The organism is Rickettsiella endosymbiont of Xylota segnis (genome assembly GCF_964019545.1).
Taxonomy (GTDB): domain Bacteria; phylum Pseudomonadota; class Gammaproteobacteria; order Diplorickettsiales; family Diplorickettsiaceae; genus Aquirickettsiella.
This window is the reverse complement of the sequence record NZ_OZ026451.1, coordinates 402,878-426,688: the sequence shown is the minus strand read 5'-3', so window position 1 is coordinate 426,688 and position 23,811 is coordinate 402,878. Positions and strand designations below refer to the sequence as shown.

Sequence of the window (23,811 nt, the reverse complement as noted above, 5' to 3'; positions counted from 1 at the left end):
ACACTGAAATTTTTTATTTTTTTAATTAATAGTTATTGTCAAATAAAACAGATTAAAATATTATATATATCTAAATACTATTTTTTATTTATATAAAATTAATGATGATTTGAATATATTTTTTAGTAATTGGCTTATGATGTATACCATCAATACCATTTCTTTACAATTTTTCTTATCTAGCCTACTGCATGAGCTATTAAGACAGCAATTAAATATAGTAAAGAATTTTAATCAAAAAGATAAGCTTCTAGCGGCTAAACTTCCTAAAAATCCAAATAAATTCATCGTGATAGAAAATACCGCTATAATTTTGCCCTTAGGTGCTTTAGGGATCTCAATTGCTTTACGATGCAATGCATTGAAAATAAGTCCGGTGCTCATGCAAAACAACAAAACACTCCCTACCACCCAAAATAAATGTGAAGGTGAATGTATTAAGGTAAACAAACTTAAAATAAAATAGATTATCGTCAAAAAAAATCCGCCCTTAAGAATTTCCTCTATCGGGTATATTAATAGCCGTTTTAAATAAATACCGACAATAAAAGAACCATAAACCAATAGCTGCACAAAGCCAAACTGAATGAAATTAAGTTTTAAATAATCCATCAAATAAAAAGGACTTAAGGTATTCCAGGCTATCAAACTAGCAAATAAGAAACAAAAAAATAAAGTATAGGTCCAAAATTGAAAATTAGTAAAAATCGTTCGATAACTAAAAAAAATTTTTTTTAGTACAAATCTTTCTGAACTAGCTCTACTTTCAGGCATAAACACATACAATAAATATAAACTCAGGACTGTAAAAGCGCTTAAAGCAATAAATAATTCTCTCCAATTCATCCGTTGTAATAACAAACTTCCTAATAAGGGTCCTAAGGCAGGTGCCATGACAGCGATCCTAGACATCCAGGATATAATATTTACCGCTTGATCTCTTTCCATGTCCTCATGAATAGTAACGTATCCTGTTATTAAAATACTACTGACAACGCATCCTTGAAAAAATCTACCGATAAGAAACCAAATAATATGATGGGTTAAGCTACAGAGTAAGGTAGCGAACACAAAGAAAACACCGCCGCCCAATAATATAGTTCTCCGTCCATAACGATCAGCGAGGGGATCTAAAAAGAGTTGAAATAATGAAGCGCCTAGAAACCAGTAAGCAATACTCAATTGACCTATAGCATTAGTTACTTGGAAGTTTTTTGTTATTTCTGGTAAAACCGGCAAAAAAAAGTTATTAGAAAAGCACAGTGGTAATTCGTAAAGAATAAGACTAATCGGGAATAACAGGGTTATTTTATTATTGTTCTGTTGCATTTTATTATTATTTATAAGTAAAACATACCTTGATATGCTATTATCAAGGTATGTTAAATGCTATTTGATTAAATAGTATTATTGCAGGCATTTATTTCTGAAGAGAAGTTTATTATTAGATTTATAAATTCTTCCTTCTCTGAATTCTTAAATTTCTTAAATATTTCCATTTCATTTATTTTATTAAATAATTGATTTTTAAGATTATTTTCAAGTTCTATGGATTCAATAAGGTAATTAACAATTTTGAAATTCTTTAGCTTTTCTTCTTCTTCAATATTTAAATCTTCCTTTAAGAAAAGTAGGCAGTTATCAAAAAAATTGGCACTAAACTCCTTTAAGTTGAAGTTTTTGATATATTTTTCAAAAATTTTCTGTTTAGATGTGTTTTTTTTCGTAAATAATAGTGGTTTCTTTCTAGAGTGACTTTCAAAAAAATTGATTATTTCCTTTTTATCCTCTAAATGTAACGGCTTTCCATGAAATAATTTTTCTAAAGAGTGAGTTTGCATCATGATGTGGCTCCTAAATTTTTAGGTAGACATACTTTTTCATTAATAAGAAAAGTCCATCCATTCTTAATAGCTATTAACACTATTTCAGCTTTAGATCGGCACTGAAGTTTATTTTTCAAATCCCTGATGATGGAACGAACGGTAGCCGTTGATATTTTTAAATAAAGCGCTATCTCAGGAGTAGTAAAAGCATGCAGAATACATTTAAACACATCCAGTTGTCTTCTGGTCAGATTTTGATCTCCAAACGCCTTTCCTAAATATAAACGTTGTTCTTCCAAGTTAAAATAACCTTCTTTCTTGGCTAGGGTAAATCCACTTACACAGATATTGCATCCAATAATCCCCACAACCTTGTCGTTATCATCCAGAAGGCTTGTTTTGGTAATGAGAAAGTCCTTTATTCCACTGGCTACTTGTATTGACTCTAAATGATTAATTTGAGGTTTTCCAGATATGACTTCTTGATCGGTTGTTCGAAAGGATTCAGCTGAAGAATCTTTCCAAATTAAATCATAATCCGATTTGTGGATGATTTGCTGAGGAGAATCAAGACCTGCATATTCAGCAGTAGAATCATTACATCCGGTATATTTTAATCGAATATCCTTTTCAAAGTAATTTATGTTGAGATTATTTAAATTATTTAAAACACTTTCTTTTAGCATTTTATACTCCTTAATTTGTCTTGATTTTTTTTAATATCCATTAATTTTTAATGGATAGGTGTAAAAAAACAATCTATTCATTAATAGTATAATTATAGATATAATGCTTCGTTCTAAAAATCTTTTATATATATTTATATACATTTGCCAAGCAACTTTATGCTTTATGCAAGGATATTGATATAAAAGACTATAATCTATCTTGATGCTCCATTTTACTCCTTTCTTGAGTGAGTATAAATGAATTATTCTTAAAAAAATCCATACAAATGTATGATAAAAATGATAAATTTTAGGCTAAAATATTAATATTAATAGTTTAATAGCTTGGATAGTTATTATTTCATTGGTTAAGATAAAATGATCCGTTTCTATAAAGCCATCAAAAATGACATCAAGACGAGTTTAGTTTATCTTGACGATTATTTTTTTGGAATTTCAAGTCTCCTTAGGCAGTCGCTCCTTTTATTGTAGTTGTTCGCAAATATTTTCTTGGCTTTTAAGGTCTAAGTTATATATTTTTTTAATTAAATATTTATATAATTGTTTTTTTGATAAAATTTATTTATTTTTTGGTATTAAAAGCTCAAGAAAACTTACATAAATGTAATCTTTAGTCCAAAAAAAGATCTTCCGTTACATAAAAAAAATTGTTACACTGCATCAAATTAAAAACACGTGAATTAAGAAGGCGATAATATAGAAAAGATTCAGTAAAAGACCTTTTAGATAAAAACCGATAAATGAACTAGGGGGCCACATTGAAATCAACTGCTACATCAAGCACACAAAGCACTACATCTTCTTCAAACTTCTTGCATGATAAAGAGCCCGGTCTGGGGACTTCTCAACAAACTGTAACTCCACAGCAAGAGCTTCAAAAAGCTCTTCACACTTGGCTTACTAAACTACATAGCCGATTACGTTTTTTGTCTCAAATCGAAGATTCGAATTCCTTTGCAAATTTAATTTCATCACTTGAGAAATTGCAGCCACAAGCAAGTGAGCAACTAAAAGTAAACAAAAAAAATAGCATAGAGCTTTTATTAGCATTAGACGATTTTATCACAAAAGAAAAAAATCTTTCATTAACCATTCAATTTTTTATTGAAAAAATTCTCAAAAATTGTCGTTTTTTAATCGATAACTACCGTGATACTTATGCAAAATATATTTCATTAGAAGAAACAATTAATCAATCGAACTTAACCGCAGATCCAAAGCATTTGCAAATTAAACTATTAGAATTAAACAAAGAAAAAAAACAATTGCAAAAATCATCTGATTTTGAACTAACTCGTATAACAGAACTAACTAATGATCTCGAGAAATTTAAGCTTGAGCAGGATAGAAATTTTGCACATGAAATTGCTATGCATGAAGCGAAATTAAAATCATTTATACAGGAATTTGACGAAATCAATGAACAGGCAGTTATAATTGAAGAAGAACTGACATTTCCCATCGATCAGCTTGAAGCAAATTTAAGAATAAAACAACGAAAAATTTTACGTTTGAAAGTTGATTTATATACTTTGAAACAGATACACCTAGACGACATTATAAAAAAACTTTCATCGCATTTGGAGTTAGAAAATACAAGGCTTAAGTTGCTATCGGAGCTAGAAGGATGCGACCCAATAAAAATTCTTAAAACTCAAATCGAACACCCAAAAATTAAACAAGAAGATTTACGCACCGAAAGCAAAATTAAAATAGATCTAATACAGAATGAAGAGAATTTAAATGTAATAACGGAATTTTTGAAAGATATAATACAACTTGTTCCTATTAAAAATAATAATATTTTTAATAGGTTTTTAGAAAAAATATCATCTATTCTAGATTTAAACTCAAATAAAAACGGTCTAGAAGTAAAACAAGTAAAAACCAACGAAGAAAGCACTACTCCTCAAGAAGAATTAATAGCTTTTTTGCAGCTAAACGATGCAGAATTAATTGAACACCTTAACGAATTGGCTGAAGAAAAACAAGCAGAAATCGCAAAATTACAGTTTGAAAAGCAAAAACTAGAAATAGTGTCTAAGAAAAATATACTTAATTATCAAATAAATGAATTGGAAGAAAAAATACAAACCACAAAAACTGATCAGCATATATTCAGTATTCTTGAAGATAATAATTTCCTAAAACCCTTGATTCATCTAGAAAGATTGCAAAAAATTGCTGATAACACTATTCATGAGACTGTTGAATTACAAAAACAAATCACTGAAGTGGAAAAGCAGATAACCGATTTAAAAAGAGAGGGTGATAAAAAAGATGTTGCTATAGTGGACTCGAAATTGAATAAGGAAAAAATAAAGTCCCGCGAGAAAATAAAAAATCTTGAAAAGAAAAAAAATAAATATATTCTTAATTTAAATGCACAGTTTAAAGACCACAATGTTCAACTCCAAGTTGAAAAGGCCTATAGAGACCAAATTCAAAAAGAAATAAAGCTACTCAGTGAGATAAAAAATAGAGAGTACCTAAGTAAGTTAACACAAAATAGAAGAGCATTGCGATTTAATGCAATTGATAGAAGACTACTAATCGAAGAAATAGAAAACCGAGAAATAAATGCTACGCGGGAAAAAGAATGGAAAAAAATTAAGCGTATACTAAACCGAACAGAAGTACAACTTTTAGAAAATATAATTGAAACATCACAAAATAATAATGCACAGGAAAATATTTTTTTTGACTCATTGAAACTTCAATTGATAAACTTAAAAGATCAGGTTGAAGACACAGTTTGGAATAAATCAGGTTGGGGATTTTTTTTCAAAAAAGTTCCTGATGGTATTCAAAAAATTCGCAAGATTTTCAATACAATACCTTTTAACATTTCAGACTTAGAAACAACTGTTGAACCAAATAATCTTATTATGCTGAGCCTTTTTTCTGAAATATATTCTTTAATCAATCAAAAAAATTCCTCTACTAAATATTTGCGCAGTTCAGCTGTTAAGAATTTTTATCAATCGTTGCAGCAACCTTTAACCCAACTTAATGTTCAATTTTCTGCTTTGAACAAACCCGTTGTAGAAATGGATAAAACGACTCAACCCACCTGCTCCACTTTTCCGTATAGCGCCTTAATTATTAATTAATTGCTAAGTATTGATAAGTTATATACTTATTTAACCTAAATTATTTACTTGCTATTTAAAAATTAAATTATTTTAATAATTTTTTTAATATTATTACATAATAATTGAATTAATTTTAAATTTACGGTAGTTTGTAATGAAGAATATATGTACACGCTAACTCATTGAATAAACTGTGCTTTAAGAGACAGCGTCCACTATGAATAACTATTCAATATTAATAAAAGTGCAATCAACGATGAATGCTAATAAAATATATCTTACTTTAAGAACCTTGATGCAAATGAAATCAACTCGTGATGGCGTCAAATTCACGCTGTATCGACTGGCAAAAAATTTAAACATGCCGCATTCTGTCTTGTTAAGATTAATCCATCTCGAACCAACTAAACGTGTCAATAATCCAAGAATTGATACCTTAAATAAAATTGTTGAATTTTTTAAATTAGATGGTTTCAATATCACAGTAAATGATTTATTAATGGGATTTAATGACGAATCAGAACTGACAATTCAAGATCAGCAAGCCGTTTCTTTTAATATCGAGATCGAATTACCACTTTATTCTTTTAATGCGACTATACTCGAAAAAATTGGCCAAATATGCATTAAGTTAAGCACCCCAGCACAAAATTTAATTGCCTTGCAATCCGAAGAAGAAATTAAACCTATTTTTAAAAAAGGTTCTATTTTTATCGTTGATCCCAATGCAGCACTTGAAAAAGATAGTTTAGTAGCTGTTAAGATAGAAAATAATCCTCAAATTCTGATTAGGAAGCTTCAGATTGAATTTGATAAAATTTTGTTAACGACTTACGATAATAGCACTATTCCTCTTATTTTGAATCCAAGATTGCATTCTATTCTAGGTGTAGTTGTGCAAGTCAATGCTAAAACTTAATCAACGCGCGGAGGTCTAGGTTATTAAAACTGTTTGCGAAAAAATTGATAGCTTGTTTTGTCGCTATCTAGGTATCCATAAAGAAAAAATGCGACTTTTAAGCCTACGCATGAAAAATAATTATCTCATTGTAACTTGTGCGCTTCCCTTTAAGCGTCATGTCTTTAAAAAATCTTGGAATGATCTTAATGTCAATGATTTAATAAAATCACATCCCCATATGAATGGAAAAGTAGGTTTAGCGGTCGGAAAAACCATTGCTAAAGACTTAGTCATCTCTTTCGAGGAAGTTGAAATTGATACGCCAAAATCTGAATAACCCTCATTCGCTTAGTTTAGATGCTAAATGTTTATGGTTCTTATCACTAAGCTATGCCATGTTAAGCTTACTCAGTAGCTGGTTTATTATGTGTAGCATCTCTTTGAAAAATATAACGCTTAATGCGGGAATACTGCTTTGCCCGATAAACTTTCTACTTGCTAACTTTATTACTGAAGTTTATGGCTATAAAAATTCAAGGCGCGCGATTTGGTGTGGATTTTTTTTCAATATACTCTCGGTGTTCTATACATTATTCATCATCAATCTATCCAGTCCCCTTTATGCAGTACATAACACGCTGTTTAATTTGATCTTAGTTGACTATTTGAAAACTAGCATTATGTATATGTTAAGCTATTTGATGACTGCACCCTTCAATATATTTCTTCTCGCTACCTTAAAGCTAAAATTAAATGGTAAGCATCTAAAATTTAGATTGCTAGTCTGTGTCATGCTTACAGCATTCATCAATGGCTTGATTTTACATCTGAGTGAATATCATGGCAGCATAATTAACGCTCACTTCATTTCATCCCTGTTTATCAGTGCACTCCTAACACTGATTTGTTTACCAGTTATTACTTTTTGCATAGAAAAAGTTAAGAAAGTAGAAAAATTAGACATATATGACCAAAATACACAGTTTAATTTTTTCAAATTTGAAGTAAAGTATATCCTCAACAATAATAGATTTGATCAATTTCCACGCTAAATTAATGCATCCATTGAAAAATAAGATCAATTAAAAGACAACAGGATAACTTTGGAAACGGCCAGCCGTCATCACTCAGAACTAAACCCTATTCGACAAACCTATTTATGGGTATTTATCTCAGGATATACCTTAGCTTTTTTCCTTTCTAATTGGCTTGATCCGCGTTTAATAAATGTATTTGGTTTAAATGCTGGCGCAGGTTCCTTCATATTTCCTTTAACCTATCTCATTTCTGATATTATTACCGAGGTGTATGGCTATAAGCATGCCCGAGTAGCGGTCTGGGTTGCCTTGTTATTTTTTTTAATCTTTATCCTGTATGACCAATTGATAGTTGCTACACTTGTGCCTGGCTCGATATCTAAAGTCGCTTTAAGCACTTTTTTAGTGACTAATAACCGGATTCTTTTAGCATCAATTTTAAGTTATTTAGTCACTGAAAGTATTAATTCTTATATCGTGGCGAAATTAAAAATTAGTTTAAAAGGTAAATACATGGGCATACGTTTCATAGGCTCGACCTTAACTGCTTACACAATTAATGAACTGATCTATGCTCCAATTGCTTTTTATGGCTTTATTCCAAATTTTAAACATTTCCTACACCATATGTTAGCCTCATGGGTATTCATGGTTTCTATCGAATTATTGCTGCTACCCTTTTCAATCCGGCTGGCAAAACGCTTAAAAAATATTGAAGACTTAGATATCTATGATACGCAAACTAATTTTAATCCGTTTAGCCTCAATACCGATTATCAGAAGCAAAATAATAAATCGAAAAAAAATTAAATGCGGTGTCTAAGGATTGCTTTGGATTCAGATACAAAGTTATTACAATGTTCTAAAACTTTATTGGCACTTCCCCAAGAAGCACTATACCGGCTACCGCCATGCCCATAACAGTGCACAATCATTGATTGGTCCTTTCGTTCTGCCTCGATGCCCATTTCAGATCGGCCACAGCGAATACCGACTTTAGGCGTAGTCGTCACATTTTTTACGGCCGGGAAAAAAGATACGACCTTATTAATAATACTCTGAGTATCGCTAGGTCTAATTTCTCTATCCGAGTCACCGATCTGAAAAGTGCTGCCATTGACGCAATCTCCATCCCCTTTGTCTGTAGGATGAAAAACGACATACGCCGTCAATCCTTCAACATTCAGTGAACGATCATTTTTAAAGTCAGGTGCAAAGCAAATGTTTCGGTTTGACCGCGTATCGGATAAACTACATTATCATCCGTTAAAAATTTGGATTAATCAGCGGTATTTTGATCAGTACACTAAACGGAAAGCCACCTACCTTTAATTCAGCATCGGTGTTTTCATGCAGTTCAACTGCTTTTCGTACCGATTCCTTTGCCCAAACACTGTTTTTAAAATCTGTTTCCGATGTGAAATAAAGAACTTCTGAAATTATATTCACACCTGGTGTTTGGTTTTTTATTAATTCAGCAAATTTAGGCAAACTTTGTAGACAACATTGCTTATCGTCATTAGGTGTAAACCAGGTCGCTACTGCTGCATCTGAATTGGTAACCAATGTTTCCTCTTTACTAAAAACCGTTAGATCAAATTTATCTTCCCCTATTTTTATTATTTTCCAAAATAAAAATCGCATTGGTCATACCAAAATACCCGCACCTACAATAGCAACTTTATATGTCAAGAAAACTCCAGAAGATATAAATAGATTTAATTTATAAGCATAAAATATTTATGCTTACTTTAAATAAATATTGTAACCAAAAATAGTTCTTTAATATAATTTTTGAAAATTATATTTTTTAAAGCACATTAAAATTTATTAAAGATAGTAAGATTAAATTATTGAGTAAATGATTATTGTGTAAATAGAAAAGTTAATTTATTGCAAAAATTTCTTGATAGTTTTGACATCTTTCTCGGTGAAAGGTTTAATTAACACTTGGTCACAACCTGCTTCTTGACATTGCTGCTTAACTTGCTCTTCAGCGTGTGCTGTCACGGCAAAAATTGGCAAATAAGGTTTATTATTAAGAAGCTCCCATTCACGATAACGTCTTGTCACCTCTATGCCATCTAAACCTGGTAAACCAATGTCCAATAATCCACAATTAAAGGTTTGTGTTTGTAGAATTTGCAATGCAGCTTCACCCGTCGACGCGATTTCCACCTGACAACCAAAACCGGTTAATAATTTTTTAACAACATACGCAACTAAGGTATTATCCTCGGCGACTAGCACTGAACCTTTTAGGTTAATAGTAGCTAGGGATTGCAAATCTCCATTAGAGTTTGGCTCTAAATTATTTGGGGATAACATGCTGGCCGGTTCGGCCAAAGCAAAGTTAAACTTCAAACTAAAACAACTCCCCTCTCCTTCGATGCTAGAAACGTTTATAGTGCCTCCTAATGCTTCAGTCGATTTTTTAACCAAATATAAGCCAAGACCATAGCCACTATATTCAGCAAGATATGAGGGATGGACACGATAAAAACGATCAAATATCTTTTCCTGTTTATCTTTACTAATACCAATGCCGGTATCGGAAATCTTCATGCTTATTTTAGCTTGATTATCTTTTATCGATAATAGATTAATTTCTAAACTGATCGTTCCCTTTTTAGTAAACTTAACGGCATTAGAAAGGAGATTGAGTAATATTCTTTTTAATTTAATTCGATCGCTGATTATAAGCGGTAGAGCATCTAATTTTAATTGAAACGTTAATTTTTTACTTAATATTGAAGCTTGCATCAATGCATGCAACTCCTTTGCTATCTGAATTAAATCAAATCTATCCTTTTTTATTAGCTCTAATGGATCTTCAATAACCGCTGACTCTACCACCGAATTAAGCAATTCCAATAACTGTTGCGCAGCATCATAAATCCACTGACCATACTCTTTCTCTTGAATACTTGCCCCTTCTTTAGCTTGTAGCTGAGAAAGGCCAATAATACCGGATAAGGGAGTGCGTAAATCATGACTGATATTTCTGATAAATTCAGTTTTTGTATTGTTGGCCGCTTCAGCCTTTTCCTTGGTAAATTTAAGCTTTTCTTCTAATCTTTTACGTTCTGTAATATCGACAGATATTCCAATCATACTAACCACATTTCTGTTGTTATCTATGATAGGCACTCTATTTGTTAAAAAATAGATTAATTGACCCTCTCGATTTGGGATAGGTGGTTCTTCAATATTAAGCTTTGGTTGCCCTGTATGTAAAACCTCTAAACTATCTTTCTTAAATGATTGAATTGTTTCAAGACTCCAATTGCAAATTTCTCCCATTTTTTCAAAGGATAGTCCTTTAAACTCATTGACTGATTTAAATCCAAACATATTTAATACATTTTGATTGCAACCAAGCGCCAGTCCATGCCTATCTAACCAATAAACATGGCCTGGCATCTTAGTGATTATGGTTTCATAATATTGGATTGTTTCTTTAATACGCTGTTCAATTATTAGTTTTTTCATACATTTTATTTTTAGTTACAAATTTAGTTTTGTTTCAGTTTTTAAACCGTCAGATTGTGAAGTATTCAAATTTTTGTGAGCATTGAAAAATTGATTTCTACGTGAAGAATGGATCATGTCTCCAATGCTTTTAATTTCAACATCACAAGAAAACAAGCCAATATTTTCTTCATTCGTATAAGCAACAGCAGGATCAAATATAGTCAAATTAATCACATCTGATAAAGGTTTGGAGGAAGATTTTATCAACTTAGAATATCCTATTTGAATTTGCTTTTCTGAATGAGGAAGTAATGAACAAGTGGTGTATTGTTCTTTTCCCCAAGATGCACGAGCTATCATCATGGTATTAGCACGTTCAAGCAATTGTTTGAAAGAATTAGGGGGGGAGTTATATAGTTTTGAAAAAAATTCCCATATTGGTTTATGATTTGAATCTAATGAATTTAGACTGAGCTTATTCCAACAATTTTGAATTAGTTTTCTTTCTTCTTCAATAGGATCTCCTGAAGATTTGCTAATTTTATCCAAAACAATATCCAACTGTGTCAATATAGCATCAGTCGTATAACGCAATCGAAAATCTAAACTTCCAAAAATATTTTGATAAGGTGATTCAATTTTAACATTAATATCATAAGCTTGAAAAATATCAGTGATTCTTGCTATGTACAAATTACTCAACGTTAAAATAATCTGGTAAAAAGAATCAAACGCCTCATAGCTAAGAATATCGCGAACAAATAATATGGAAGCAAAAATGATATAATCATAATATGGAAAATGATATATAAGATTTTTTTTAAAAGCTTTTGAAGATAATGAATAAATCAACTTAGCTAGTCTCTCTAGTTCATTAAATAAGAAAAGTTCATAAGTCGATAGGGGGAAATTTTCTAAATTTAAACTTTTAATTTTTTTATCGGAAAAAAAGTCCATATCCATACGAATAAATGTAAATAAATTTTTAGTAATTTCATCCCTTGCTTTTAGACGAGATCCAAAAATGCAACCCACAGTGATAAAATTATCTACTGTATCAAATGAAATGGATTTATCTTTGATAGATTTAGAAACCCATGCATATATGTAAATACTAATTTCTTCTTTTTTAAATGAAAAAGGCAAAAAAATTTCGGTTCGACGTTGGCTATTAAATAAAACAATGTCAGAAGAGATATCAACATCGGATTGAATATTTAAACAATTTGGAACTAGATTTCTAAAAAAAACTTTTTGTTTATTAACATACTTTAAATTTTTATCAAATTTTTCAATTGGTAAAATTAAAAAGCGATCGTTATGACTTATTATTTCATTAGTCGTTAAACTTCCCTTTGAAATATGTGTTTTAATAACTACAATTCCATGATTATAGAAAAATTGATTAATAAATATTTTATCATGAGGAAGCCAAGTTATTGTCATTTTTTATCACTCGATTGGTTTTATTATTATTGTTATTCAAACTAGAATAGTTAATTTTGTATTATTTTTAAATTTTATACAATCATTAGATTTTCAACATGAATGAGTATAAATGTTATACGATTGTTTTATATGCAGCTATTTGAGAAATATCGATCATCAAGTATTTACAATTTTTCTATAAAAATTATAAAGGAATGAATGTTAAATTGCTTTAGTCCTAGTCTAATTAATAAGGATTTTAATTTCAGAATATTAATTAATCTTGTAAAATATTTACTTAAAGTTCAACAGGTAACATGGATGTTTTTATATGCGTAACCTCAATCGACAATCCCATAACACCATTAAATTCTTTTTTAAAATAGGGTGCCTTTATTGTCAAGTATTTTTTATTTGCAAACTTTTCTATAAGAATTTTAGCTGTTCTTGTTTTAATAACCATCTTAGTATTAATCCAAGGTTTATCGCCAAAAATACTGACATGCTTCCCTTGAATGAGATGTAATTCCGGAATAAAAATAGACTTAAGCATATGATCATTCGCCCAATAAATTTTACCATTCTGACTAATTAAAAAAACATTTATATTAAAAACTTTACCTAAAGCCTGGGCTATGATCTGAAATTTTTCTGTAAACCTTTGAAAATGTTGATCTGTATTTAGACTTAAAATCAGATCATCTACATTTCGATGGGCATTGTATTGAAAACCGGAAGCAACGGCAGCAGTTATATTAGGAACTTGCAGTTTTTTTATAATATTCGCTCGATGATATTTAATAGTTCGTTGTGATAAACCTAAGATACTTGCTGCCTCTTTAATCTCTTTTCCTTGACCAGCCAAATACAAACATCGCTTTTCTTGTAGCGTTAAACCTCGATCTAAAATAGGTAAATTCTGGCCATAGAGTAATGAATATATTTGTTCAATACGCTTATGCGACGGCATGCTATCGAGATATTCAAGAAAAGTTTTGGATAGTTCTTTTTTGAAAATATGTTCTTGATTGTGTAATTTGTCGAGGGGGGACAAAGTCTTTAGTTTATTCTTTACCATACACAAATTAAATTTATTCAGTGAACTATTTTAAAATAATATAGCAAAATGTTTTAAGTTTGATCTATTTTAAAATTTTTTCGATACGCCTAAGATCTTTTTCGGTAAAAGGGTTTTCAAGTACATGATCAAAACCTACTTTCTTACATTGTTCCTTAATCTTTTTTTCAGCATGCGCGGTTAAAGCAAAAATAGGTAGATGTGGTTTATTGTTTAGCTTCTCCCATTCACGAAAATGTCTCGTCACTTCCATTCCATCCAAATCCGGTAGACCAATATCTAATAAAGCCCAATCGCAGACCTTAGTTTGTAAAGCATGCAATGCTGCCTCTCCAGAGGAAACGGTTATCGCACGATAAGCTAAACTCAACAACATTTTATTCACCGCATACAGAACTAAGCTATTATCTTCAGCCACTAATACGGTGCCTTTATGTTGATCGGTTAACACTTCGGATTCAACTATTAATTCCGAAGGATTCGGAGCAATAAGTTTTGAATCGGGTTCTGCTAATGCAAAATTAAACTCTAAGATAAAGCAACTGCCCTTTTCTTCCTCACTGGAAACTTTTATCTTCCCACCTAAGGCTTTGGTAGTTTCTTTAACGAGGTATAAACCTATGCCATAGCCGCTATATTCAGCCCGATAAGAAGGATGTACACGATAAAAACGATCAAATATTTTATCTTGTTTATCTTTGGGAATACCAATTCCAGTATCAGTAATTTTTATTTTAATTGATGCCTGTTGGCTTTTAATACCGATTAAATTAATTTCTAAACTAATCTTACCTTGTTTAGTAAATTTAAGTGCATTAGATAAAATATTAAGAAATATTCTTTTTAATTTAATTCTATCGCTGATAATGATGGGCAGCTTGGGATCAATTTTTATTTGGAAAGTTAAATTTTTGCTTTGAACTGTCGGTTGCATTAAATTATGTAGTTCTTCAGCTAATTTTATTAAATCAATCCTTTCTTGTTTAACTCGATCGACGATATGTTCCGCAGCAGTGAGTTCGATTACGGAGTTAAGTAGTTCTAAAAGCTGTTCTGCAGCATCATGGACCCACATCCATAGATTTTTATCTTGTGCATCTGATTCTTCTTTGGCTTGAATGTTAGCTAAGCCTATAATACCTGCTAAGGGAGTGCGCAAATCATGACTCATATTCAGGATGAATTCAGTTTTAGCTTTGTTAGCTACTTCGGCTTTTTCCTTGGAAAGCTTCAAATTTTCTTCTAATTTTTTTCGTTCAGTAATATCTATAGATGTACCTAAGATTCCAATACAATTGCCACCTTTATCGAGCATGGGTAATTTATTAACCAACATGACGATTCGAGAACCATCAGGTCTAATAAGTATTTCTTCCACATTTACTTTAGAATTTCCATTCATCACCTCCTGGTCTCCGTGCCTGAATAATTCAGATTCACCTTTCCCCCAACCTAAAGTAAAGTCAGTCTCACCAATAACTTCTTGTGGTGATTTTTTATTAATAAGATTTGCAAATTTTTGATTACAACCAAGATACACCGAGTCTGTATTTTTCCAAAAAATAAAATATGGAATCTGTTCCACAATATTATCTAAATAATATTTAGCATTAGTATTTATATCATTTTTTGAATTCTTATAGTTCATTAATATTCTCTATTAAAATTTAATAAAAAAATTCTTCTATTTTAGAAAATTCTTCATGATAAATAATAGACCATTTTTTTAATATCCCTCTCGCTATATCATCTGGAAAAGCATTGTACCCGAGGCCTATTCTTTTAGCTAGAATCAGTTCAATTCCTAGATTATGTGCATAAAAAATTGGATCTAAATACTTCATGGCTGTTGGTTCTGAGATAGAAAAATTGAAAGGTTTTTTGTCAAATAAAACCTCTTTTTTATCAAAATTATCTCCATATTCATCATATGCACCCATATTAATTAAAATTGCTTTTTTAAAATTAAACTTATTAAAAGAATAAAAATTTGTCATTAAGTTTTTTACGCCAGTTGCACAAACTACAAAAGAACTATCTCTTAGCTCCTCAGCAATTAGTTTCTTATTTGTGCCATGAATATATTTAATTCCACACTTCAAAGCCATTTCTTTAGCCTTTTTATTTATATCAATTGCTACAATTCTGTTAGTAAACTTCATCAGTGAATGTGCTATGCCTCTACCCACCTTTCCAAATCCAAACAATATAAATTTTTTATCGTAAATATCATGACTAGATTTATAAGTTATAGCTCTAAGAAATCCATCTCCTGTTCCTAACATTGTTTCCAATAATTTGAGTAAGGAATCATCAACAGAAACAATAGGATAAAGACAGTTTGCTTTTTTATACAATGTACTTCCAGTTTGAGTCAACTCTATTGCACCAATCATAGGTGGGTCGATATTAAGCAGTTCTCCACAGCAATCCAGGTGAAAATCATACATTTTTTTGAATCCATGTTCTATTTGAACTTCAACACCTGCACTTTTTAATATCTCTATCGCCTCTAAGCTTGGAGGCAAACTACTAATACAGCTTGCTGTAACTTCTGCACCCCCTAGTAAAAGAATTTCTATCTTAAGTACAGCTTCAATAGTTAACGGGGTATTATGAAGTATTTTTAATCCGTGATATATTTTATTATCTTGGACAAAATTACGTAATTCATACAAAAATGGTATGCAATTTTTAGTGTATCTCTTACGTACGGATTCAAAAGCACTAAAATTAATCATATTATATTAGTTGTTCTCCCCCAATGACTTGAAGTTTTGTTTTTTACTGGCCATAGGTTAATTAATTTGATAGCTTTCTATTTTATTTACACTCTCTCTGAAGTCTTAGCTTAATTTTTAAACTTAAAAAAATTATCATTTTCCAGGTAGAAATTAATTTTAGTCAGAATATTATTTAAGTTTCTATTTTTTATGAAATAAACTTCAACTGGATTTGGGTCTGTCTCTGCATATCTAAACTGACAATCAAATAATTTTATAAGGGGTAAAGAATTATAGAGTGTTAACCATTCTGGTATATTAGTAGTAGTTAAAACAGAATAGTTATGTGTTAGGCAGTAGTTAAAAATAAACTTTAACAATACTAAACTAGCAACTTTATAGTCAGGGTTATCTGGTAAAATTGCTTCTCTATTTAATTCAATTAAATTAAGTTGTTTTTTTGAATTTAATATAGGACGAAGCAGTTGTTTTGCTTCGGTATAACGTTCAATTTCTAATAATCCTCTGGCATCCTCTTTGCAAAGTCTAGCACACGCAAGCACATTGTTATTTTCGTTAGTAACCGAAAACCAAATAGAATAATCATCATAATCATCAACAAACTTTTTTTGTTGGAATGTTTTTTTAATTTTAATTCCTGAGTAATTATCAGTATGTATATCCCACTTTAGTTTTTCTATGTAATATTCATAAAGTAATGTCTTTGCTTTTTCAAGAGTGCATGGATCTTCTATAATGCTAGTAAACAATCGCATATTATTATTTTTTAAAAGTAAAAAGGATATAGTCAATGTCGGTAGATTTCTCTGCTCTGTCTCATACAATAGCGATTCCATTTGTTCGATACGCTTATTCGATGACAAATTATCCAAATATTCTAAAAATGTTTTAGATAATTCTCTTTTAAACTACTTTTCTTGTTTATATGATTTTATTTAAAATATTTGTCGTAAAAAATATTATACCTAAAATTACAAAATATGATCTTAAAAATTTTTTATTATCTAATTTTTTTATTATAAAGTTGTTCGAAATTTAAAAAAACTATCTAAAGATTATTGTATATCTTTTAAGACAATCATTGGTTAAAATCCTTGCTGTTAGTAGACAATAAAGGAAAGAATAACAATCTCTGAACAACCGGTACACGCTCAGCAGATTCTGCATCTGGATTGGAAAAAGTTCGTGAAAAAGGAATTTTATTAATTGCCAAAAAATTAATTAAACATAATGCTCCATTGTCTTTGATTAAATCAGGCATAAGACTATCCGAGCAAGAATTAAACTTAGGAAAAGAAATAGAAGAACAACTATGAACAATAACAATCGTTTTGAACAGCTAGCTTACTTAGAAGGTTACAAAAGAGGTTTTCACATTGGTTTTGAAGAAGGTCAACGAAATAAAACCTTATATCTTGTCAAAAATTTTTTAAAAAATAAACTTCATTTATCTTGCTTAAAATTTGTCCTTGGCTTTCTGAACAAAAACTTTAGAAGACAATGACAAAAAAATGTAGGTATTTTTTTTGAAGTATCTGTTACCTTGAGAAACTTAACTTTAAGCACAAGGAATCTAAAAATTTGCCTAACTTATTAGAACCTTAAAAAATTCCATTTTCTATATCTTTCTTACTTTTAATTCCTGCTCAGATTCAACCAATGTTGATGTTCTTCTATAGTAAGTAGTGCTTCATATAATGTAAATTTAAATTTATTAATACATTCACTATCTTTGAATGTGTTTCAGATTCACTTAAAAAATGTTCCAATTTCTTTTTAAAATTTTGCAACTGATAATAAAATTTTCTATGATAGCGAGTTTTTAAAAAACATCTTTCTATGGCTTTTTTTAACTCTTTGACTTGGCAAACCTTGATCAATACCCCATCAGCTCCCCAAGCCAGGTATTTTTCTTCGTCATTTCTATTTATATAAGCACTCCACACCAATAAGGGCGTACCGACATTCAGCGTGCTGCTACGGACATTTTGTATCACTTCCTTACCAGATGCACCACTTAAACCTAAATCTTCGACAATCAAATCGTAGACTTTGTTATGCACACGTTGTATCGCGGTAATACCATCTGCAGCCAGCTCTACTTCATAACCCAGTTGCTGTAAATAATTAGTCATTATTTTCTGGCAAGGGACATAGTCTTCGACTAACAAGGCGCGTTTGCTAATAGTGACGGTTGTTATGGTTTGTTTTTGTTCAGATTCCATGTATCTCCCTTAAAATACCAATTAATTTTAAAAATAATAATTTGTTATTAAAAATAATTATGCAGAAATTTTAAATAAAATGGTAGCTGTCTAAAAGTACAGTCAAATCAATTTAAACACTCGTAATTTGTGGAACAAATTTCCTTAATTTGCATAAAAGAATAAACATAATAACTAAAAATAAAATAAATGGGCTTAACCATAAGCAATAGGTTAACTGTGAAAAAACGGGTCTAAATGCAATAAAATCGCCATAGCGACTAACCAAATATTTTTTTATTTGCGCTGGTGATTCGCCATTTTGGACACGTCGGTAAATGATTAAACGCAAGTCTTGAGCGAGGGGCGCGTTTGAATCGGCTAAATTTTGATTTTGACATACTAGGCAGCGCATTTCATGAATGATTTCTGCAAATTGTGCTTTTTTCTGTGCGGAAGTAAATACATACATATCAGATGATACAGCAACCGCCAACGGAGAAAAAAATATGGCCAGGAAAAATAGCTTGCTTAAGAAGTTTTTTAAAAATTTTTTCACAAATTGCAACATAGTCTACGGCTTAATCTAATGAGGATTTTTATTGACTTGTTTGATGAGGGTTGCCATGTTCTCTAGCCAAATCGAGGCCGTTAATGGACCGACCTGCTTATAACGAATTATGCCTTGTGGATCAATTAAATAACTTTCCGGCACGCCGTAAACTCCCAAATCAATAGCGAACAAACCTTGCGGATCAAAGATAATTTTTTGGAACGGGTTGCCTTGTTTTTTTAACCATAATTTTGCTTGGTTGAATTTATCGCGGTAACTTAAACCATAAATTGGAATGAAATGGCTTTTCTGCAACTTTAACAAAAAAGATTGTTCTTCGGTACAGGTCAAACACCAGCTTGACCATACAATTAATAGTGTCCAATGCTGTAAAAATATTTTTTTCCGTAGTGTTGCATGATTTTCTAATAAATCACGCGCTGAAAATTCTGGAATAGCTTGATTGATTAAGGGTGATGGCAATAGATTCGGATCTTTTTCTAAGCCCCGCCATAAGAAAAAGACCATGATAAGCAAAACCAGTAATGGAATAAGATAACGCATCGGATCAACGCTTCACTTTGCGTAACGTCGAGACAGAATGGCCCATACACCACCGAGCATCATGCAAAGTCCACCTATCCAAATCCAACGCACAAAAGGTTTGTAATAAAATCGCAAGGCCCAGGTTTGTTTCCCCACGGGTTCGGCTAAAGACACATATAAATCTCGCCAAACACCTACTGCAATAGCGGGTTTGCTGATCATGACATCGGTTATGGGATAATAACGTAATTGTGGGCGTAGAAATTGATTGCTCTGATGTTTCACTTGGATATTGGCCACTGCGCCAGTGTAGTTAGGTCCTTGTAAAGCATAGACCTGTTGTAACTTGAAGTGATAACCGCCTAAGGACAAATTATCTCCGACACTCATTCGCACATTACGTTCCAGACTATAGTAGCTACTTAAAATGATGCCTATCGCTAGCATAGCAACACCTGCATGCGCGATTAACATGGCGCCTTGAGTTTTAAAAATATTTTTTAAGCTTAATTTTTTTTTAAATGATGTTCTAAGCAACTGTAGAGTATTTAATAAGATCCATAAGGCTAAGCTCAAACCTATCAGCACTTGCCAGTGCAATTCTTTACTAAACAAAATAATCAAACTAAAACTTAAACTGAAGGAAATAAGTAGGATACTGACTATTTTTCTTAAAACATCGGCGCGAACTTCTTGCTTCCATGGAATTAAATAGGATAAACCCATAAAAAATAATAATAAAATAGCAAACGGCGCAAACACCAGATTGAAATACGGTGCACCAACTGAAAGTTTACCCAAATCTAATACTTCAATGATTAAGGGATATAATGTGCCAAGTAACACGGTAAAAATCACCACACTGAGTAAAACATTATTCACAATTAACAACAGAGTGCGCGAGAGTAAGCTAATCTGTGCAAGCGGTTGTTTAAAAGTGTGGATCTTATAAGCATAAATGCACAATGCCGCGCCTATTAATAGCACTAATAAACCTAACATGAATACACCTCGCCAAGGATCAACGGCGAAAGCATGCACCGAAATTAAAATACCAGAACGTACGATAAACGTACCGATTAAACTCAAAGCAAAGCTTAATATGGCAAGCAATATCACCCAAGTTTTTAATATTTCTTGTTTTTCGACCACTAATAAGGAATGAATTAATGCGGTGCCTGCAAGCCAAGGTAATAGCGAAGCGTTTTCTACCGGATCCCAAAACCACCAACCTCCCCACCCTAATACACGGTACGCCCACCAACTACCCGATACAATTCCCCAGGTCAAAAAACACCAAGCCGCTAAAGTCCAAGGTCGCATGCGTTTTGCCCATTCCTTATCAAAACGACCACTTAATAAGGCGGCTACCGCAAAAGCAAAACTGACTGAAAAACCTACATAGCCCATGTAAAGTAAAGGTGGATGAATAATTAAACCTGGATCTTGTAGCAAGGGATTTAGATCGCGTCCATCCAGCACACGTTCTGCGGCTAAACTAAATGGATTTGAAAGTGTTAACAAAAATAATAGAAAACCCGCACTAATAAATCCCAGTACCGCTACGACTCGTGCTAATAATGCCAGTTCTATGGATTGATCTAAAATAAGGACGGCCATTGTCCATAGATTTAAAATAAATACCCATAACAATATCGAACCTTCGTGCCCACCCCAAACCGCACACACACGATAAAACCACGGTAAATGTGAATTTGAATTCTGCGCAACATAGGCAAAAGTAAAATCATTCACTAAAAACGCATACGCTAAACTTAGAATGGCCAACGCAACCAACATAAATTGCGACCAAGTAAGCGGCTTAACCCATTTAAGCCATTGCAGACGTTGGTAATAAAAACTTGCTAAAGGGACGCCGCATTGCAAGAGTGCTAGAAAAAAAGCAGCTAACAATAGCGCATAGGGAAATGTCACAGAAAACTTCCTTTGTTTTATTAATTTAGATTAAATTTTTTTAATTTTACGTAGCTCTATTTACTATAAAAAAATTAGATATACAAAAAAAAATAACTCATGATTTTTTTTATAACACAAATTAATGGGAAAAAAGCTTATTGATTAATAATAATTAAGATACTAATATAGTATCGTCTTTAGTTGTATAAGGAAATAATTATGATGGATAAAATTGAAATGACATGGTCTCAGTATAATGCACCCTGCTGGCAAAAAAACCAAGAAACACAATGGGTTCAAGGGAAAGACTCATGTTGGATGGCTAGTTCAGAAACCACTTGGGTACAGAGTGAAGCAATTATTATGGACAATAATTTTTATAATTCGCTCCTATTTTACCCTGCCGGACGTTAAAATTAGATTGGGGTGGGATCGTTCTACCCTACCAGAATGAAATTAAGGAATTTACTAAAAACCCACGATTTATTTTTTTATTTCTGTAAATAAGTATCCTCTGAGTTTTTTTCTAAATCAAATGACCTACGACTAGCGCTTATCGTACAGACATCAAAGCCCATTATATTTTTACCCGATGTAGATAAATAACAGTTAATAAAAGCATTAAGAAATGAATCGCGAGCAAAATCTGGAATAGGATCTAAATAAGGGAGCCATGGACGAGTAAACTTTATTAATGATTCTCGGTCAGAAAATTCTTTAGTAATTTTTTTAGATATATAACTTGCCTTAATAAATCCATATTTTCAATTAAAGTTTTATATAACTTTGGACAAAAATTATTTTTAGGTGCCTGATAGTTTATAAAATAATTTCTCCATCTTTTTTTCTTTCGCAACTCCAAAATAGACAAAGTATTCTGATGACTCAGAAATACTTGTTGATTACCTAAGCATAAAAGGTTAAACACATACCCAATAGCATAATAATGCGTATGTGAGAAAGCAATACTTGACTCTGACCTAATTTAGATAGAATAGAATCCATAGTTAAAAAAAGAGGTATCACTACAAGGTCGTAAGTAAAGGTGATTAATTGAGTTTGGCGCCACAAAATACCATACTTCTTGGATCTGAGTCTCTTCGGTTCAATGCTTCTGTCATTAACACGCTAGCGCCAAACAAACTGCTACCAAAAGAAGCAACAAATAGATTTTGTGTTGCAATAAGTCCTGCAGATGTAAGTGAATCAGCACTTAATCTTGAAAAAAGATATACATTTCCAAATCCGCCTAACATATTGGTTAACTGTGAAAGCATCAATGGAGCTGACATACCTAATATTTTTCTAAATGGTGCTTTTGAAAAAAGGCAGGATTGTTCCGAAAAGTTTATCTGTTGGCTAAGCTGCTGGATTTCTTCTTCTCTATCTTCACTAATCTCTTCTATGTCCATTTTTTTATCCTTTTTAAATATTCCTTTACTATATTTTCACATATAAATGTTTTTTAGTGTAATAAAATTATTCAAAAAATTTTACTGATCAGTAATTTTCTTGATGCCCTATGCGCATAAAAATTTCCTTCTAGATGGCCACGCTCATTGACGTTTCGTTCGTCATGACGAGCGTATTAATTTTTTTACTATGCAAAGCTTATTGCCATTTACCTTTTTATCAAAAACTGCTAACTTACCAGCATTTATTGAATACTAAGGCTTGTATGACGCAGCGCTGTATCATTATCGGTATTGCTGGAGCTTCTGCTTCAGGTAAAAGTTTATTGGCGCATACTATTGTCAAGGAACTGGGCTCCGAACAAGTCGCCGTCATTTCTGAAGACTCCTATTATAAAGATAACAGTAGCATCGCCTTTGAAAAGCGTATAGAAAACAATTATGATCATCCGGATGCGTTCGATCACGGCTTGCTCGTTGAGCATCTTAAACAACTACAAGCCGGTGAATCGGTAGAAATTCCTATTTATAACCACACCTTGCATATTCGTGAGCAACAAACACGACGCCTTGGTCCACATAATATTATTGTCTTAGAAGGCATTTTATTGTTTGCCGAAATTGGGTTACGGGAGCTGATGGATATCCGTATCTATATGGATACCCCTTTAGATATTTGTTTAATTCGCCGCATTAAACGTGACGTCGTTGAACGCGGTAGGGAAATTGAAACGGTGTTAACCCAATACCAACAAACGGTGCGGCCGATGTTTTCTCAGTTCATCGAGCCTTCTAAACATTATGCTGATATCATTGTGCCACGTGGTGGCGAAAATCGGATTGCTATTGAACTTATCAAAGCCAAAATTCGCGAATTATTAAATAATTTTAGCAACTAGCAAAGAGG

At 31.8% G+C, this 23,811-nt stretch carries 25 protein-coding genes; 8 read left to right on the top strand and 17 right to left on the bottom strand.

From position 1 onward, the window contains the following. Positions 1-234 precede the first annotated feature (234 nt). The 3 genes from AACL18_RS01970 to AACL18_RS01960 form a co-directional block, all read right to left on the bottom strand. Positions 235-1,329: an MFS transporter gene (locus tag AACL18_RS01970; protein WP_339051051.1), complete on the bottom strand. Its 1,095-nt coding sequence runs from the start codon at positions 1,327-1,329 to the stop codon at positions 235-237. A gap of 68 nt (positions 1,330-1,397) precedes the next feature. Continuing rightward, entirely contained in the window at positions 1,398-1,844 is a 447-nt protein-coding gene (locus AACL18_RS01965) for a hypothetical protein (protein ID WP_339051050.1), read from the bottom strand. Further along, the gene (locus AACL18_RS01960) at positions 1,841-2,512 is read right to left on the bottom strand and encodes a LuxR C-terminal-related transcriptional regulator (protein WP_339051049.1); all 672 of its coding nucleotides are present in this window, start codon (positions 2,510-2,512) and stop codon (positions 1,841-1,843) included. Before AACL18_RS01960 ends, AACL18_RS01965 begins: the two co-directional genes overlap by 4 nt. Positions 2,513-3,273: 761 nt before the next feature. On the opposite strand from AACL18_RS01960, the gene AACL18_RS01955 reads away from it, so the two are divergent. The 5 genes from AACL18_RS01955 to AACL18_RS01940 all read left to right on the top strand — a co-directional run bounded on the left by AACL18_RS01955 (position 3,274) and on the right by AACL18_RS01940 (position 8,358). After that, positions 3,274-5,628: a hypothetical protein gene (locus AACL18_RS01955; protein WP_339051047.1), complete on the top strand. Its 2,355-nt coding sequence runs from the start codon at positions 3,274-3,276 to the stop codon at positions 5,626-5,628. Between the two features lie 199 nt (positions 5,629-5,827). Further along, a complete protein-coding gene (locus AACL18_RS01950) occupies positions 5,828-6,529 on the top strand; it encodes a S24 family peptidase (RefSeq protein WP_339051045.1) in 702 nt (233 codons plus the stop codon). A gap of 88 nt (positions 6,530-6,617) precedes the next feature. Then, positions 6,618-6,848, top strand: a complete 231-nt coding sequence (locus AACL18_RS01945) for a hypothetical protein (protein ID WP_339051043.1) — start codon at positions 6,618-6,620, stop codon at positions 6,846-6,848. Positions 6,849-6,906: 58 nt separating this feature from the next. After that, positions 6,907-7,563, top strand: coding sequence for a VUT family protein (locus AACL18_RS08115; protein WP_422395900.1), 657 nt, complete (start codon positions 6,907-6,909; stop codon positions 7,561-7,563). 51 nt (positions 7,564-7,614) lie between these two features. Next, positions 7,615-8,358, top strand: coding sequence for a queuosine precursor transporter (locus AACL18_RS01940; RefSeq protein WP_339051041.1), 744 nt, complete (start codon positions 7,615-7,617; stop codon positions 8,356-8,358). Here AACL18_RS01940 and AACL18_RS01935 read toward each other — a convergent pair. The 9 genes from AACL18_RS01935 to AACL18_RS01895 all read right to left on the bottom strand — a co-directional run bounded on the left by AACL18_RS01935 (position 8,355) and on the right by AACL18_RS01895 (position 17,533). Next, a complete protein-coding gene (locus AACL18_RS01935; RefSeq protein WP_339051039.1) occupies positions 8,355-8,720 on the bottom strand; it encodes an FAD-dependent oxidoreductase in 366 nt (121 codons plus the stop codon). The two genes, AACL18_RS01940 and AACL18_RS01935, sit on opposite strands and share 4 nt — an antisense overlap. 94 nt (positions 8,721-8,814) lie before the next feature. Next, positions 8,815-9,192: a hypothetical protein gene (locus AACL18_RS01930; protein ID WP_339051037.1), complete on the bottom strand. Its 378-nt coding sequence runs from the start codon at positions 9,190-9,192 to the stop codon at positions 8,815-8,817. Between the two features lie 246 nt (positions 9,193-9,438). Next, positions 9,439-11,040, bottom strand: a complete 1,602-nt coding sequence (locus AACL18_RS01925; RefSeq protein ID WP_339051035.1) for a PAS domain-containing hybrid sensor histidine kinase/response regulator — start codon at positions 11,038-11,040, stop codon at positions 9,439-9,441. Positions 11,041-11,055: 15 nt separating this feature from the next. Then, positions 11,056-12,468 (bottom strand): hypothetical protein, encoded by a 1,413-nt coding sequence (locus AACL18_RS01920; RefSeq protein WP_339051033.1) that lies wholly within the window; start codon positions 12,466-12,468, stop codon positions 11,056-11,058. A 280-nt stretch (positions 12,469-12,748) separates the two neighbouring features. Then, positions 12,749-13,528: a helix-turn-helix transcriptional regulator gene (locus tag AACL18_RS01915; protein WP_339051031.1), complete on the bottom strand. Its 780-nt coding sequence runs from the start codon at positions 13,526-13,528 to the stop codon at positions 12,749-12,751. Between the two features lie 64 nt (positions 13,529-13,592). Further along, on the bottom strand, positions 13,593-15,176 hold the full coding sequence (locus tag AACL18_RS01910) for an ATP-binding protein (protein WP_339051029.1): 1,584 nt from the start codon (positions 15,174-15,176) through the stop codon (positions 13,593-13,595). A 19-nt stretch (positions 15,177-15,195) separates the two neighbouring features. Next, positions 15,196-16,269: an NAD-binding protein gene (locus AACL18_RS01905; protein ID WP_339051027.1), complete on the bottom strand. Its 1,074-nt coding sequence runs from the start codon at positions 16,267-16,269 to the stop codon at positions 15,196-15,198. 110 nt (positions 16,270-16,379) lie between these two features. Next, positions 16,380-17,108: a hypothetical protein gene (locus tag AACL18_RS01900; protein WP_339051025.1), complete on the bottom strand. Its 729-nt coding sequence runs from the start codon at positions 17,106-17,108 to the stop codon at positions 16,380-16,382. Positions 17,109-17,350: 242 nt separating this feature from the next. Next, positions 17,351-17,533 carry a hypothetical protein gene (locus AACL18_RS01895; protein ID WP_339051023.1) on the bottom strand — a complete coding sequence of 61 codons (183 nt, stop codon included), beginning with the start codon at positions 17,531-17,533 and terminating at the stop codon, positions 17,351-17,353. Positions 17,534-17,584: 51 nt separating this feature from the next. Here AACL18_RS01895 and AACL18_RS01890 point away from each other — a divergent pair, with 51 nt between their 5' ends. Next, complete coding sequence (locus AACL18_RS01890) at positions 17,585-17,776, top strand: hypothetical protein (protein ID WP_339051021.1); 192 nt, start codon at positions 17,585-17,587, stop codon at positions 17,774-17,776. Between the two features lie 169 nt (positions 17,777-17,945). Here AACL18_RS01890 and AACL18_RS01885 read toward each other — a convergent pair whose 3' ends face one another. The 4 genes from AACL18_RS01885 to AACL18_RS01870 form a co-directional block, all read right to left on the bottom strand. Beyond that, on the bottom strand, positions 17,946-18,497 hold the full coding sequence (locus tag AACL18_RS01885; RefSeq protein ID WP_339051019.1) for a response regulator: 552 nt from the start codon (positions 18,495-18,497) through the stop codon (positions 17,946-17,948). Between the two features lie 112 nt (positions 18,498-18,609). Further along, positions 18,610-19,047, bottom strand: a complete 438-nt coding sequence (locus AACL18_RS01880; RefSeq protein WP_339051017.1) for a cytochrome c-type biogenesis protein — start codon at positions 19,045-19,047, stop codon at positions 18,610-18,612. 15 nt (positions 19,048-19,062) lie between these two features. Further along, positions 19,063-19,593 (bottom strand): DsbE family thiol:disulfide interchange protein, encoded by a 531-nt coding sequence (locus AACL18_RS01875; RefSeq protein ID WP_339051015.1) that lies wholly within the window; start codon positions 19,591-19,593, stop codon positions 19,063-19,065. Positions 19,594-19,605: 12 nt separating this feature from the next. After that, complete coding sequence (locus AACL18_RS01870) at positions 19,606-21,510, bottom strand: heme lyase CcmF/NrfE family subunit (protein WP_339051013.1); 1,905 nt, start codon at positions 21,508-21,510, stop codon at positions 19,606-19,608. Between the two features lie 201 nt (positions 21,511-21,711). On the opposite strand from AACL18_RS01870, the gene AACL18_RS01865 reads away from it, so the two are divergent. Continuing rightward, entirely contained in the window at positions 21,712-21,906 is a 195-nt protein-coding gene (locus AACL18_RS01865) for a hypothetical protein (protein WP_339051012.1), read from the top strand. A gap of 635 nt (positions 21,907-22,541) precedes the next feature. Here AACL18_RS01865 and AACL18_RS01860 read toward each other — a convergent pair. Beyond that, the gene (locus AACL18_RS01860) at positions 22,542-22,904 is read right to left on the bottom strand and encodes a hypothetical protein (protein WP_339051011.1); all 363 of its coding nucleotides are present in this window, start codon (positions 22,902-22,904) and stop codon (positions 22,542-22,544) included. Positions 22,905-23,170: 266 nt separating this feature from the next. Between AACL18_RS01860 and udk the strand changes: the two genes are divergently transcribed. Next, complete coding sequence (gene udk, locus AACL18_RS01855; RefSeq protein ID WP_339051581.1) at positions 23,171-23,803, top strand: uridine kinase; 633 nt, start codon at positions 23,171-23,173, stop codon at positions 23,801-23,803. The last annotated feature ends 8 nt before the right edge of the window (positions 23,804-23,811 follow it).

Bases quoted from the DNA above. Each gene is read 5' to 3' on its own strand.
- AACL18_RS01880 (WP_339051017.1), bottom strand. From the start codon at position 19,047: ATGTTGCAATTTGTGAAAAAATTTTTAAAAAACTTCTTAAGCAAGCTA.
- AACL18_RS08115 (WP_422395900.1), top strand. From the start codon at position 6,907: ATGTTAAGCTTACTCAGTAGCTGGTTTATTATGTGTAGCATCTCTTTG.
- AACL18_RS01945 (WP_339051043.1), top strand. From the start codon at position 6,618: ATGCGACTTTTAAGCCTACGCATGAAAAATAATTATCTCATTGTAACT.
- AACL18_RS01885 (WP_339051019.1), bottom strand. From the start codon at position 18,497: ATGGAATCTGAACAAAAACAAACCATAACAACCGTCACTATTAGCAAA.
- AACL18_RS01920 (WP_339051033.1), bottom strand. From the start codon at position 12,468: ATGACAATAACTTGGCTTCCTCATGATAAAATATTTATTAATCAATTT.
- AACL18_RS01875 (WP_339051015.1), bottom strand. From the start codon at position 19,593: ATGCGTTATCTTATTCCATTACTGGTTTTGCTTATCATGGTCTTTTTC.
- AACL18_RS01960 (WP_339051049.1), bottom strand. From the start codon at position 2,512: ATGCTAAAAGAAAGTGTTTTAAATAATTTAAATAATCTCAACATAAAT.
- AACL18_RS01890 (WP_339051021.1), top strand. From the start codon at position 17,585: ATGAACAATAACAATCGTTTTGAACAGCTAGCTTACTTAGAAGGTTAC.
- AACL18_RS01970 (WP_339051051.1), bottom strand. From the start codon at position 1,329: ATGCAACAGAACAATAATAAAATAACCCTGTTATTCCCGATTAGTCTT.
- AACL18_RS01915 (WP_339051031.1), bottom strand. From the start codon at position 13,528: ATGGTAAAGAATAAACTAAAGACTTTGTCCCCCCTCGACAAATTACAC.
- AACL18_RS01860 (WP_339051011.1), bottom strand. From the start codon at position 22,904: ATGGACATAGAAGAGATTAGTGAAGATAGAGAAGAAGAAATCCAGCAG.
- AACL18_RS01965 (WP_339051050.1), bottom strand. From the start codon at position 1,844: ATGATGCAAACTCACTCTTTAGAAAAATTATTTCATGGAAAGCCGTTA.
- AACL18_RS01910 (WP_339051029.1), bottom strand. From the start codon at position 15,176: ATGAACTATAAGAATTCAAAAAATGATATAAATACTAATGCTAAATAT.
- AACL18_RS01865 (WP_339051012.1), top strand. From the start codon at position 21,712: ATGATGGATAAAATTGAAATGACATGGTCTCAGTATAATGCACCCTGC.
- AACL18_RS01925 (WP_339051035.1), bottom strand. From the start codon at position 11,040: ATGAAAAAACTAATAATTGAACAGCGTATTAAAGAAACAATCCAATAT.
- AACL18_RS01895 (WP_339051023.1), bottom strand. From the start codon at position 17,533: ATGCCTGATTTAATCAAAGACAATGGAGCATTATGTTTAATTAATTTT.
- AACL18_RS01905 (WP_339051027.1), bottom strand. From the start codon at position 16,269: ATGATTAATTTTAGTGCTTTTGAATCCGTACGTAAGAGATACACTAAA.
- AACL18_RS01950 (WP_339051045.1), top strand. From the start codon at position 5,828: ATGAATAACTATTCAATATTAATAAAAGTGCAATCAACGATGAATGCT.
- AACL18_RS01900 (WP_339051025.1), bottom strand. From the start codon at position 17,108: ATGGAATCGCTATTGTATGAGACAGAGCAGAGAAATCTACCGACATTG.
- udk (WP_339051581.1), top strand. From the start codon at position 23,171: ATGACGCAGCGCTGTATCATTATCGGTATTGCTGGAGCTTCTGCTTCA.
- AACL18_RS01930 (WP_339051037.1), bottom strand. From the start codon at position 9,192: ATGCGATTTTTATTTTGGAAAATAATAAAAATAGGGGAAGATAAATTT.